A 12,255-nucleotide genomic window follows, 5' to 3' on the forward strand; every position below is an offset into this window, starting at 1 on the left:
TGGACTGATGCCTGAGCAGTTCTCCCGTCCGGTGCGCCGGCCCACCAGCGCCTTCGACAACATCGTCGGCAGTCACGATCCCGCCGAGGAGACGCGCATCGCGCACGCGACGGCATCCGCTCTGCTGACCCGTGTCCGTGCCGACGAGAGCGGTGTGAGCGCTGACAGACTCGTCGCCTTCACCGATGAGCACGGCATCGACGAGATCGCCGAGCTCTGGTCGAAGGCACCGTCCCGCACCCTGCCGGGCGCCCTCTGGCGGCTCTACATCCTGCAGCTGGCGATCCACGGCGACCCGCAGACCGCTGCCCTGCTGTACGAGCGCGGCAGGGTGGAACTCGCGTCGGTCGATGCCGTGATCGCCGGGGCGCCGGTGCCGGCGAACCCCGATGAGCTCGTCGCGCTGATCGACACGATCCTCCGTGGCGCGTTCCGGGGGGACTTCGCGGTCGCCCTCGAGCGAGCGGCGGCGTTCTGCCGGGTCCAGGCCTCGGGAGCGACGCACACAGCGGACGATTACGAGCCGACCGAGCCGTCGCGCGCCAGTGAGCTCACGACCCGCGCCCTGCGGCTGAGCAGCTATGCGCAGGATCTGTCGGCCTCCGCTGTGCTGTGGCGTTCCGGAGCCCTCGCCTGAGCGGACGCGTCCGGGTGAGTGCGCGCCCTCGCGGGACTCGCGACGGGCGCAACCCTGGCCCGGGCATGAAAAGACCGGGCCGCAAAAACGCCTCTCGGCGGAAGGCCGCTCGCAGCGGCAAAAATTGGAGCCCGGGGTTATGCGGCCCGGCCACTCCATTGTAACAAGATCATGCTGCAGCTATTCCCGGGGCCCTAGGCTCGGATCATGACACGGCGCTTTGCTCTGATGATCGATCCTGCGGCGGCTGACGTCGACCGTTCCGACTTCGCAGAGACTTTCACTCTCGTCGATGCGGCCGCTCCGGCGCTCAGCGTGGGGGAGCTGAGCACGCAGCGCGGCGACGGAGTGTTCGAGTCGATCGGCGTGATCGACGGTCATGCGCAGGAGGTCGTGCCGCATCTCGAGCGGTTGGCTCACTCGGCGCAGCTGTGCGATCTGCCGCTTCCCAACCAGGCGCAGTGGCACCAGGCGATCGAGCGGGCCGCCGCACACTGCGAGCAGGGCGAGTACGTCATCAAGCTCATCCTCAGCCGAGGCGTCGAGCACGGCCCCACGCCGACGGCCTGGGTCACCGCGGCGCCGGCATCCGACTTCTCGACTGTGCGGGAGCAGGGAATCCGCGTCGTCACCCTCGACCGCGGATACGACCTCGACGTGGCCGAGAAAGCACCGTGGCTGCTGCTGGGCGCCAAGACGCTCTCCTACGCCGTGAACATGGCGGCGCTTCGCGAGGCGCATCGACGAGGAGCCGACGACGCCATCTTCCTGTCGCGTGACGGCTTCGTGCTCGAGGCGCCGACCGCGTCGCTGATCCTGCGTGTCGGGGATCGCTTCGTGACACCGGCCCCGAACGGCGGCATCCTGCACGGCACGACGCAGCTGAGCGTCTACGACTACCTGGCCGGGAAGGGACTCGTCGCAGAATACAGCCGAGTGCCGGCATCCGACCTTCCCCGGGCTGACGCCGCATGGCTGGTCTCGAGCGTTCGCCTCGCCGCCCCGATCACCGCCGTCGACGGAGTCGACATCCCGGTCGATCACGCCCTGACGGCCGAGCTGAACGACTACCTCCTCTCGCCCCGCGACTGAGGTGCCGTGCGCCTGGCCCGACCGCCCGCTACGGGCACAACTTCGGAGCTCTCGACCGACCCGCCGCGCGCAGTCACCCGGATCGGCGCGTCGTCGACCGGCATCCGAAGTTGTGCCCGTAAATGGGGCGCTGATCCGAGAATGATCAGGGCCTGAGCGCCATCATTCCGACAATCGCTCGCTCGACGAGATCCCAGTCATGTATGACCATCGCATAGTCGAACCGAAGTGTGGCGTGCCCCCACGCGGCGGCCGTGGCGTCCCGGGTGAGATCGCGGTGTCGATGCGACTGTCTCTCATGATTCGTCTTGCCATCCGTCTCGATGAGAAGCCAATCATCGATCATGAGATCGACGATGCCGCTCGCGACGAACCGCACTTGGCAGCGGACGAACCATCCGTACTTGCGGAGTCGCAGCCGAACGAGTGACTCCAGGCCGCTGTCGGCATCCGCGCGGGAGAAGTCGATCAGGTCTCGTCCAAAGGTATCGACGTGCAGCCGCAGCCATCGCAGCCCATCGCCGTCGATCAGGCCGAGGCGGCGCGCGGACTCGAGCGCGACGAAGAACGCCTCGCCGCCGCGGCAGTGGAGCATCTGCAGCAGTATCCGAGGTGCCGAAGGGAGCCCGAACGTTCGCGAGGAAGCGCCTGAATCCCAATGACGGATGCAGGTGCACTCACGGCTGACGCCTGGGTGATGGTGTCTGTCTGCGCGAAGCCAGACGTGCAGAGCTGGATCCTCGAGAACCCAGATGCCGAGGTGCCGTGCTGCGCTGGCGCATCCCAGAGAGCCTCCATGCTCAGCAGCCTCGACGGCGCTCGCGCAGGCCGTGTCGGCAGCGTAGACCCCCCGTCGGATTCGACGGAGCTGCCCGCGCCGCACGCGAGCGTCGAGAGCCCGGCGTGAGCTTCTCGCCCGAAGGTCGCGCCAGGTCCAGATCTCGATCGATGATGAGCTGCACATCAGAGGAGCATCCGCGATCCCGATGCTCGTTCTCGACCATGATGCCGGCATCTGTGGACGCAATTCGTCCTGGCTCGTCTCTGCAGGATGAGTGCCGCGGTCTGGCCCCGGGCACCGATTCGGACTAAAACGACGAAACGCCGTGGGACCAGAGGGTCGCACGGCGTTTCGGACCAGCAGCTCCGAAGCTGTGCCCGCGAAGAACGGGCGCCCGGTCGAAGCTGAGGCGGATGCTTATCCGAAGCGACCCGAGACGTAGTCCTCGGTGGCCTGGACAGACGGAGTGGTGAACATCGTGCGGGTGTCGTCGTACTCGATGAGCTTGCCCGGCTTGCCGGTGCCCGCGATGTTGAAGAACGCCGTCTTGTCGGACACGCGGCTCGCCTGCTGCATGTTGTGCGTCACGATGACGACCGTGTACTGGGTCTTGATCTCGGCGATGAGCTCCTCGATCGCGAAGGTCGAGATCGGGTCGAGCGCCGAGCAGGGCTCGTCCATGAGGATCACGTCGGGGGAGACGGCGATGGCACGCGCGATGCAGAGACGCTGCTGCTGACCGCCGGACAGGCCGGAGCCCGGGCGGTCGAGGCGGTCCTTGACCTCGTTCCAGAGGTTCGCCCCACGCAGCGACTTCTCGACCAGGGCATCCTGGTCGCTCTTGGCCATGCGCGTGTTGTTGAGCTTGACGCCCGCGAGCACATTCTCCTTGATCGACATGGTCGGGAACGGGTTCGGGCGCTGGAAGACCATGCCGACCTGGCGGCGCACGAGCACGGGGTCGACCCCGGTGCCGTAGAGGTTCTTGCCGTCGATCAGCACCTCGCCCTCGACGCGCGCGCCGGGGATGACCTCATGCATGCGGTTCAGGGTGCGCAGGAACGTGGACTTGCCGCAGCCCGACGGGCCGATGAAGGCCGTGACTGTGTTGGGCTTGATGTCGATGCTGACGCCTTCGACCGCGAGGAAGTCGCTGTAGTAGACGTTGAGGTCGTTGACTTCGATGCTCTTGGACACGTGAAATCCTTCTTCTTCTTCAGTCGGGTATGACGGCTCAGCGGCCGTTGATCTTGGGGGCGAACACCTTGGCGATGACGCGAGCCAGGAGGTTCAGCACCATCACGATGACGATCAGGGTGAGGGCGGCTGCCCAGGCCCGCTCGAGGTAGGCATCGACGGGGATGCCGGGGTATTTGGCCTGCATGTACGAGAACACCGGCAGTGTGGCCATCTGGCCGCTGAACATGTTCAGGTTCATGCCCTGCACGATTCCGACGGTGAGCAGCAGCGGGGCGGTCTCGCCGATCACTCGGGAGATGGCCAGCATGATGCTCGTCAGGATTCCGGCGATCGCGGTGGGCAGCACGACCTTGAGGATGGTGAGCCACTTCGGCACGCCGAGTGCGTAGGCCGCCTCGCGGAGCTCGTTCGGCACGATGCGCAGCAGCTCTTCCGAGCCGCGCACGACGACCGGGATCATCAGCACCGAGAGCGCGAGCGAACCCATGATGCCCATTCGCGTGCCCGGTCCGACGATGATCGAGAAGACCGAGTAGATGAAGAGACCGGCGACGATCGACGGGATGCCGGTCATGACGTCGACGAGGAAGGTGATGCCGCGCGCGAGCTTGCGGCCTTCGCCGTACTCGACGAGGTAGATCGAGGTCATCAGGCCGATCGGCACCGAGATGATCGTCGCGCCGAGGGTGATGAGCAGCGTGCCCCAGATGGCGTGCACCGCGCCGCCGCCCTCGCCGACGATGTTGCGCATCGAGAAGCTGAAGAACTCTCCGTCGAACCGCATGAGGCCGTTGACGACCACGGTGTAGAGCAGCGAGATCAGGGGCAGGAGCGCGACCACGAAGGCGCCGGAGACCAGCGCCGTCATGAGACGGTCGATCGCGTGGCGACGGCTCTCGACCACGGTGGAGATCACCATGATGAGCACCATGTAGAACAGCAGGCCGACGACGAGCGTCAGCGCGATGTTGAAGTCGGCGGGGTCGTTGCCCACGTTCATGAAGGCGAAGATCGTCGCCGACACGACGAATGCGACCAGCAGCAGTGCCCAGGGGGCCCACTTGGGCAGGTGGCCGGCCGAGGTGATGTGCGTCGGGGCGACGACGGACGCGGGCGACGGTGAGGGCGTGAGAGTGGCGGTCATGTCAGTTGGCTCCCGAGAACTCGGCGCGGCGCGAGACGATCCAGCGGGCCACGAAGTTGACCGCGAAGGTGACGATGAAGAGGATCAGACCCGCGGCGATCAGCGTGTTGACGCCTTCGTCGTGGGCTTCGGGGAACCGCAGCGCGATGATCGCAGGGATCGTCGTGGGGTTCTCCGGGTTGATCAGGTTGAAGGTGACGATGCCGAGCGGCGAGAGCACGAGGGTCACTGCCATCGTCTCGCCGAGTGCGCGACCGAGGCCGAGCATCGCGCCCGACACCATTCCGCTGCGTGCGAAGGGGAGCACGGCCATCCGGACCATCTCCCAGCGCGTGGCTCCCAGCGCGAGGGCCGCCTCTTCGTGAAGCTTGGGCGTCTGCAGGAAGACCTCGCGGCAGATCGCGGTCATGATCGGCAGGATCATCACCGCGAGCACCAGGGAGGCGGTGAGGATCGTCTTGCCGGTTCCGGAGGGCGTTCCGCTGAAGAGCGGGATGAAGCCGAGGTTCGTGTTCAGCCACTTGTAGAAGGGCACGAGCATCGGCGCGAAGGTGAGCGCTCCCCAGAGACCGAAGACGACCGAGGGCACGGCGGCCAGCAGGTCGATGATGTAGCCGAGGACGCCGGCGAGGCGGCGAGGGGCGTAGTGCGAGATGAAGAGCGCGATGCCGATGGCGATCGGGGCGGCGATGACGAGGGCGATGAAGCTCGACCACAGCGTTCCGAAGACGAACGGCCACACCCACGACAGGAACGACTGCCCTTCGAGGATGTGGTTGTTGGAGGTGTCGGACGACAGTGCGGGGATCGCCTGCACGATGAGGAAGACGGCCACCGCGGCGAGGGTGACGAGGATGATGATTCCCGCCGCCAGCGCGGTGCCCGAGAAGACGAGGTCGCCGCGGCGGCGGGGAGCGGTGCGCGTCCCGGTGGAACGGGTGGTATCGGGACCCGTTGAGGTTGTGGTCATCGGAGCGACTCCAGGCTCTGAGGGACGTTCGGGGTTTTCATGCGGGTGCCCCCGCGGTGTCGGTCGAGTCCTACGACCGACACCACGGGGGCGTCGGGACCGGGGCTCAGCGGTGTGCTGAGCCGTCGATCACTCCGTGACGATCGCGTCGATCGCCGTGTTGATCTGCTCGCGCAGGCTGTCCGAGATCGGGGCGCTGCCCGCGGCCTCTGCTGCAGCGTCCTGGCCCTCGGCCGACGCGACGTACTGGAAGTACGCCTTCACGAGACCGGCGGTCTCGGCGTCGTCGTACTCGACGCAGCCGATGAGGTACGAGACGAGTGCGATCGGGTACGAGCCGGCGGGCGCTGCGGCCGGGTCGACGGCGTACGCGAGGTCGTGGTCGGAGCGACCCTCCTCGAGCGGGGAAGCCTCGACGAGCGCTGCGGCTGCCTCGGCGGAGTACGCGACGTACTCGCCCTCGACCTCGACGGCGACCTGGCCCAGGTCAGCGGTGCGCGATGCGTCGGCGAAGCCGATGTAGCCGACACCGTTGGTGATCGCGTCGACGACGCCCGAGGTGCCGTCGCCGGCCTCACCGGTCGACAGCGGCCACTCGTCGCTGGCCTCGTAGGTCCACACGTCGGGGGCGACGGCGCTGAGGTACTTGGTGAAGGTCTCCTGCGTGCCCGACGCGTCTGCGCGGTGCACGGGGACGATCGCCTGGTCGGGAAGCTCCACGCCCTCGTTCTGCGAGGCGATGGCGGCGTCGTTCCAGTTGGTGATGGCGCCGGAGAAGATCTTCGCGATGGTCTGGCCGTCGAGGTTCAGCTCGTCGATGCCCTCGAGGTTGAACGCGACGGCGACGGGCGAGATGTAGACGGGGATCTCGACGATGTCGTCGGAGGTGCAGGAGCCGAAGCCGCCTGCGGCGAGCTCGTCGGCGTCGAACGCGCGGTCGGAGCCGATGAAGTTCGAGGAGCCGGCGATGAAGTTCTCGCGGCCGGTGCCCGAACCGGTGGCGGTGTAGTTCACCGTCGTGTCGGGGTTGGCGGTCTGGAATGCGGCGACCCAGGACTGCTGCGCGGCCTCCTGCGAGGAGGCGCCGGTGGCCTCGATCGTGCCGGAGAGCGTGGACTCGCTCGGGGCGTCGGTGGAGCCGCCGGTTCCGCCTTCGTTCGCGGCACAGCCGGCGAGTGCGAGAGCGGCAACGGCGCCGACGGCGCCGATACGTGCGATTCGGGAGATCTTCACTGTGGATCCTTCGATCTTTGATGGGTGGGGCCCGGTGCAGGGCACACAGTGACGCTATGTGCGGCGGTTAACGAGACTCTCCCGCGCAGGTGAACGGGAGGTGAACGGCACGCGTCTCTCTGGGGCATGTGAAAGGCCGCACCCGGAACCGGTTGCGGCCTTCCCACGGCTCGCAGCGCGAGCCGGTCGGTGTCACGCCTTGGGGATGTGCGTCTCGATCGCGATGATCCCCGACCCCGGATTCGACGCCGAGAGGTGAACGACCGAGAAGGCGGCCGGTTCGAGGTCGGCTGCGCTGCTCACGTACGAGCCGCGGACGGTGCCGGTCGCCAGCGCGATCTCCGTCAGGATTCCGGGGAGGACCGGGCCATGGCTGCACAGCACCGCGGGCTTGCCGGAGCGCACGCGCCGGCCGACCACGGAACGCAGATCGTCGTCGCCGTCCTCCCACGCATCCTGACTGATCTTCGGGGTGGTGACGGTCTTGCGGTCGAGGGCTTTCGCGAGGGGCGCCACGGTCTGCATGCAGCGCACGGCATCGCTCGTGATGATCTTGCGCACACCGAAGGCCCGCAGCGGACCGACGATCGACTTCGCCTGCTGCTCGCCGCGGTCTGTCAGAGGCCGTGCGGCATCCGCCCCGTCCCAGTCCGAGCGCGAGAGCGCCTTCGCATGACGCAGAGCGATGATCGGGAAGGTGCGCAGCACGCCGTCGTCGACGAGCTGCGTGAAGAAGTCGAGGATCTCGATGTCGACGGGGTAGCTCAGCCGGGCGCGGGCCTTCTTGACGCTCACCCATTCGAGCGCGGCGATTTCGCGGTTCGGCACGAAGGTCGAGGCGCGGATCGCGTCGGCCGTCGCCTCGGCCGCCCAGTAGTGCACGACCTTCTGCTTGCTCGACGGCAGGTGGTATCGACTGACGCCGACGGGCACGCCGAGGGAGACGCGGATGCCGGTCTCCTCATGCACCTCGCGCACCGCGGTCTCGGCGAGCATCTCGCCGGGATCCACCTTGCCCTTGGGGAGCGTGACGTCGCGGTACTTCGTGCGATGGATCAGGAGGATGCGCAGCTTGCCGTCGATGAGCCTCCACACGACCGCGCCGGCCGCATACACGGCCTTGTCCGTCCATTTCGACCGTGCGGTCTGGGTGCTCGTGTGCGCGCTCATCGAACCGCCCGTGCTCGACGACGCCGCTGGATCAACCCCATGGTCTTGTCCTGCAGGTCGACGAGGGGCTTGCCTGCGGCATCCTCGGCGTGGCGGGTCCAGACGCCGTCGGCTCCGAGGTGCCACGACGTGGTTCCCGGGTCCATGGCGAGATCGAAGAAATCGAGCAGATCCTTCATGTGGACGGGGTCGGTGACGCGCACCAGCGCCTCGACGCGGCGGTCGAGGTTGCGATGCATCATGTCGGCGCTGCCGATGTAGACCTGGGCGTCGCCGTCGTTGTGGAATGCGAAGATGCGCGAGTGCTCGAGGTACCGGCCGAGGATGCTGCGGACGGTGATGTTGTCGCTGATGCCCTCGAGGTCGGTGCGCAGGCTGCAGATCCCGCGGACCCACACGTCGACCTTCACGCCGGCGGCGCTGGCGCGGTACAGAGCGTCGATGACCTCTTCGTCGACCATCGAGTTCACCTTGATGCGGATGCCGGCGGGCTTGCCGTCCTCGGCATTGCGGCGCTCGTGGTCGATCTGGCGCACCAGTCCCTTGCGCAGGTGAAGCGGCGCCACGAGGAGGCGCTTGAACTTCTTCTCGATCGCGTAGCCGCTGAGCTCGTTGAACAGACGCGTGAGGTCCTTGCCCACCTGGGCGTCGGTGGTGAACAGCCCGAAGTCCTCGTAGATGCGGCTGGTCTTCGGGTTGTAGTTGCCCGTGCCGATGTGCGAGTAGTGGCGCAGCACGCCGTCCTCCTCGCGGATGACGAGGGCGAGCTTGCAGTGGGTCTTGAGTCCGACGAGGCCGTAGACGACGTGGACTCCCGCCTTCTCGAGCTTGCGCGCCCAGACGATGTTGTTGGCCTCGTCGAAGCGGGCCTTGACCTCGACCAGCGCCAGCACCTGCTTGCCGGACTCGGCGGCGTTGATCAGCGCCTCGACGATCGGGCTGTCACCCGAGGTGCGATAGAGCGTCTGCTTGATGGCCAGCACGTGCGGGTCGCGCGCCGCCTGCTCGAGGAACGCCACGACGCTGGTGGTGAACGACTCGTACGGGTGGTGCACGAGCACGTCCGACTTGCGGATCGCCTTGAAGATGTCGGCCCGCGTGTTGCTGCCGGTGGGCTGGAAGGCGACCGCGGTGGTGGGCAGATGCGGCGGGTAGCGGAGATCGGGTCGGTCGATGCGCGACAGGTCGAACAGGCCGCGCAGATCGAGCGGCCCGGGCAGGCGGTAGATCTCCTGGTCGGTGATCTCGAGCTCGCGCACGAGGAGGTCCATCGTGACCTCGTCCATGTCGTCCGTGATCTCGAGGCGGATGGGCGGGCCGAAGCGGCGCCGCAGCAGCTCGGCCTCGAGCGCCTGGATGAGGTTCTCGCTCTCGTCCTCCTCGATCTCCACGTCCTCGTTGCGGGTCAGGCGGAAGGCGTGGTGATCGAGGACCTCCATACCGGGGAAGAGGTCGCCGAGGTGGTTGGCGATCAGTTCCTCGAGCGTCAGGAAGCGCTTGATCTCGCCGGTTCCGGGCACCTCGACGAAGCGGGGAAGCATGGGCGGCACCTTGAGGCGGGCGAACTCCTGGCGGCCGGTGCGGGCGTTGCGGATGCGGATGGCGAGGTTGAGCGACAGTCCCGAGATGTACGGGAAGGGGTGCGCGGGGTCGACCGCGAGCGGCATGAGGACGGGGAAGACCTGCGCGCCGAAGTACTCGGAGAGCTTGGACCGCTCGTCGTCGCTGAGCTCGGACCATTCGGTGATCTCGATGCCGGATTCGGCGAGAGCCGGTCGCACCAGCGACTTCCACGCGTCGGCGTGGCGCAGCTGCAGCGCGTGCGCCTCGCGAGCGATGTCGGCGAGGGCGTCGGCGGGGGAGCGGCCGATGTTGGTGGGCACGGCCAGGCCGGTCACGATGCGACGCTTGAGCCCGGCGACGCGGACCATGAAGAACTCATCGAGGTTGCTCGCGAAGATGGCGAGGAAGTTCGCGCGCTCGAGTTCGGGGAGCGAGGGATCCTCCGCCAGCTCGAGCACGCGCTGGTTGAACGCGAGCCAGCTCAGCTCACGATCGAGGTAGCGGTGGTCGGGGAGGAGCGCGTCCGGGGACTCGATGGCATCGAAGTCGTCATCTTCAGCGTCACCGAGACCTGCGTCGGCGAGTGCGGGATCGATCATGGGGTACATCTAAGCACCGTGAGGTGTCGCGCGCGTGAACTGACCTCTCGTGCGTCAGCGCGCAGCGGCGACCGGCTCCTCGTCGTAGACGTTGAATCGGTAGCCGACGTTGCGCACCGTGCCGATGATCTGCTCCTGGTCGCCCAGCTTCGCCCGCAGTCGGCGGACGTGCACGTCGACCGTTCTGGTGCCGCCGAAGTAGTCGTATCCCCACACCTCGCTGAGCAGCTGCTCGCGGGTGAACACGCGAGAGGGGTGCGTGGCGAGGAAGTGCAGCAGCTGGAACTCCTTGTAGGTGAGGTCCAACGGGCGTCCGCGGAGCTTCGCCGAATAGGACTGCTCGTCGATCGTGACGCCCGACGCCTGTACGCGGGTCGGTTCGGCGACCTCGTCACGGCGTGCGAGTGCGAGCCTGACCCGCGCGTCGGTCTCGGCTGGCCCCGCAGTCGACAGCAGCACGTCGTCGATGCCCCACTCGCCCGAGAGGGCGCTCATGCCGCCCTCGGTGACGACGAGCAGCAGCGGGGCGTCCTGCCCTGTGGCCCGCAGCAGGCGGCAGAGGGACTTCGCCCCGACGAGATCGAGACGACCGTCGACGATCACGATGTCGTACTCGGGGGCGCTCACGAGTTGGGCGGGCTCGGCCGGGATCTGACGCACTCGATGGCTGAGGAGCTCGAGTGCGGGCAGGACCTGCTCCGAGACCGGAGCATTGGTCAACACCAGGACCTGGGCCACACGCACTCCTTCCGGACGGCGGGGTACGCCGTGCCGCAATGATACCGGGCGCTGATGGGTGACAATGGAGTCATGACGGATCCAGCGCTCGCACCGCGTAATGCTTTCGTCGGCGTGCTCATCGTCTGGGCCGTCGCCTTGGTGGCCGCTGTCGGCGTGGGCATCTTCGTCGCCGAGGAGTGGCGGGTGCCGTGGCTGCTCGTCGCGTTCGGCGCGATCGTGCTCCTCTCCTTCGCCGTGCAGCTGCAGTACGGGCGCACACAGGGCTTCATCTTCCGTGTGGGCGCCAGCACGATCGGCGCGCTGCTGCTGATGGGCGTGATCTCCGTCGGCTTCGGCCTGGCCGCACTCCTCACCTGATCCGCAGACGAGACACCGGGTCTACCGCAGGGTAAAGTGGTGGCCATGGATCTCATGGCGCTCGAACTCTTCTTCATCGGCCTCCTGGGCCTGGCGAGCCTCGCGATCGCCTTCGTCTCGGTCGTCGTGCTGAGAAACCTCTTCCGCGGCCAGCGCTGAGCATCGTGCTCGAGCTCCCCACCGATCTCCCCGCCGACCTCGCGCCGCTCTCGTGGCTCATCGGCGTCTGGGAGGGAACCGGCGTCATCGACTATCCGGTCGGCGACGAGCGTCTACAGGGTGAGTTCACGCATCGCGTGAGCTTCAGCCACGACGGCGGTCCGTTCCTGAACTACTCGGCCACCGCGACGTTCACCGGCGACGACCAGGCGGTCTCCCTCCCGCTCGTCGCCGAGACCGGTTTCTGGAGACTCAGCCGTCCGGCCACCGCCGCCGATCCCGGCCCCGGGCTGCTGCCGCCGCTGACCGAGCCGGTCACGCGCGGAGTCGACGACGTCGAGCAACTGCGCGCGGCATCGGGCGGATTCCCGATCGAGGTCTCTCTCGCACACGCCGACGGGACGCTCGAGCTCTACCTCGGCGAGATCAACGGTCCGCGCATCGACATCGCCTCCGACGCGATCGTCCGCGGTGCGGGTGCCAAGGAGTACGGCGCCGCGACGCGCATGTACGGACTCGTCGACAACCACCTGCTCTGGGCCTGGGACATCGCGGCTCTCGGCACTCCTATGCGGGCGCACGCGTCGGCACGATTGGCCAAGGTCTGAC

General features: G+C 67.4%; 12 protein-coding genes. 4 read left to right on the top strand and 8 right to left on the bottom strand.

Annotated features, from left to right (window positions below):
* Nucleotides 1-7 precede the first annotated feature (7 nt).
* Nucleotides 8-637: a DNA-directed RNA polymerase subunit beta gene (locus tag AB0P11_RS08980; RefSeq protein ID WP_363521365.1), complete on the top strand. Its 630-nt coding sequence runs from the start codon at nucleotides 8-10 to the stop codon at nucleotides 635-637.
* Between the two features lie 207 nt (nucleotides 638-844).
* Entirely contained in the window at nucleotides 845-1,729 is an 885-nt protein-coding gene (locus tag AB0P11_RS08985) for an aminodeoxychorismate lyase (RefSeq protein ID WP_056279875.1), read from the top strand.
* Between the two features lie 145 nt (nucleotides 1,730-1,874).
* On the opposite strand, the gene AB0P11_RS08990 is transcribed toward AB0P11_RS08985, so the two are convergent.
* The 8 genes from AB0P11_RS08990 to AB0P11_RS09025 all read right to left on the bottom strand — a co-directional run bounded on the left by AB0P11_RS08990 (nucleotide 1,875) and on the right by AB0P11_RS09025 (nucleotide 11,127).
* A complete protein-coding gene (locus AB0P11_RS08990) occupies nucleotides 1,875-2,324 on the bottom strand; it encodes a DUF559 domain-containing protein (protein ID WP_363521367.1) in 450 nt (149 codons plus the stop codon).
* Nucleotides 2,325-2,927: 603 nt separating this feature from the next.
* On the bottom strand, nucleotides 2,928-3,707 hold the full coding sequence (gene pstB, locus AB0P11_RS08995; protein ID WP_045254296.1) for a phosphate ABC transporter ATP-binding protein PstB: 780 nt from the start codon (nucleotides 3,705-3,707) through the stop codon (nucleotides 2,928-2,930).
* Nucleotides 3,708-3,744: 37 nt separating this feature from the next.
* Entirely contained in the window at nucleotides 3,745-4,854 is a 1,110-nt protein-coding gene (pstA, locus tag AB0P11_RS09000) for a phosphate ABC transporter permease PstA (protein ID WP_053097332.1), read from the bottom strand.
* 1 nt (nucleotide 4,855) lies between these two features.
* Entirely contained in the window at nucleotides 4,856-5,824 is a 969-nt protein-coding gene (gene pstC, locus AB0P11_RS09005) for a phosphate ABC transporter permease subunit PstC (protein WP_053097329.1), read from the bottom strand.
* A gap of 129 nt (nucleotides 5,825-5,953) precedes the next feature.
* Nucleotides 5,954-7,057 (bottom strand): phosphate ABC transporter substrate-binding protein PstS, encoded by a 1,104-nt coding sequence (pstS, locus tag AB0P11_RS09010; RefSeq protein ID WP_053097327.1) that lies wholly within the window; start codon nucleotides 7,055-7,057, stop codon nucleotides 5,954-5,956.
* 192 nt (nucleotides 7,058-7,249) lie between these two features.
* Complete coding sequence (locus AB0P11_RS09015) at nucleotides 7,250-8,227, bottom strand: NUDIX hydrolase (protein ID WP_053097325.1); 978 nt, start codon at nucleotides 8,225-8,227, stop codon at nucleotides 7,250-7,252.
* Nucleotides 8,224-10,389, bottom strand: coding sequence for an RNA degradosome polyphosphate kinase (locus tag AB0P11_RS09020; RefSeq protein ID WP_053097323.1), 2,166 nt, complete (start codon nucleotides 10,387-10,389; stop codon nucleotides 8,224-8,226). Before AB0P11_RS09020 ends, AB0P11_RS09015 begins: the two co-directional genes overlap by 4 nt.
* A 54-nt stretch (nucleotides 10,390-10,443) precedes the next feature.
* Nucleotides 10,444-11,127, bottom strand: a complete 684-nt coding sequence (locus AB0P11_RS09025) for a response regulator transcription factor (protein ID WP_053097321.1) — start codon at nucleotides 11,125-11,127, stop codon at nucleotides 10,444-10,446.
* A gap of 72 nt (nucleotides 11,128-11,199) precedes the next feature.
* Between AB0P11_RS09025 and AB0P11_RS09030 the strand changes: the two genes are divergently transcribed.
* On the top strand, nucleotides 11,200-11,487 hold the full coding sequence (locus tag AB0P11_RS09030; RefSeq protein WP_053099202.1) for a hypothetical protein: 288 nt from the start codon (nucleotides 11,200-11,202) through the stop codon (nucleotides 11,485-11,487).
* A 164-nt stretch (nucleotides 11,488-11,651) separates the two neighbouring features.
* Nucleotides 11,652-12,254 carry an FABP family protein gene (locus AB0P11_RS09035; RefSeq protein ID WP_053097319.1) on the top strand — a complete coding sequence of 201 codons (603 nt, stop codon included), beginning with the start codon at nucleotides 11,652-11,654 and terminating at the stop codon, nucleotides 12,252-12,254.
* Nucleotide 12,255: the final 1 nt, after the last annotated feature.

The organism is Microbacterium sp. NPDC079176, assembly GCF_040686675.1.
In the GTDB taxonomy this organism is placed as follows: domain Bacteria; phylum Actinomycetota; class Actinomycetes; order Actinomycetales; family Microbacteriaceae; genus Microbacterium.

Bases quoted from the DNA above. Each gene is read 5' to 3' on its own strand.
- AB0P11_RS08980 (WP_363521365.1), top strand. From the start codon at position 8: ATGCCTGAGCAGTTCTCCCGTCCGGTGCGCCGGCCCACCAGCGCCTTC.
- AB0P11_RS09015 (WP_053097325.1), bottom strand. From the start codon at position 8,227: ATGAGCGCGCACACGAGCACCCAGACCGCACGGTCGAAATGGACGGAC.
- pstA (WP_053097332.1), bottom strand. From the start codon at position 4,854: ATGACCGCCACTCTCACGCCCTCACCGTCGCCCGCGTCCGTCGTCGCC.
- AB0P11_RS08990 (WP_363521367.1), bottom strand. From the start codon at position 2,324: ATGCTCCACTGCCGCGGCGGCGAGGCGTTCTTCGTCGCGCTCGAGTCC.
- AB0P11_RS08985 (WP_056279875.1), top strand. From the start codon at position 845: ATGACACGGCGCTTTGCTCTGATGATCGATCCTGCGGCGGCTGACGTC.
- AB0P11_RS09030 (WP_053099202.1), top strand. From the start codon at position 11,200: ATGACGGATCCAGCGCTCGCACCGCGTAATGCTTTCGTCGGCGTGCTC.
- AB0P11_RS09020 (WP_053097323.1), bottom strand. From the start codon at position 10,389: ATGATCGATCCCGCACTCGCCGACGCAGGTCTCGGTGACGCTGAAGAT.
- pstC (WP_053097329.1), bottom strand. From the start codon at position 5,824: ATGACCACAACCTCAACGGGTCCCGATACCACCCGTTCCACCGGGACG.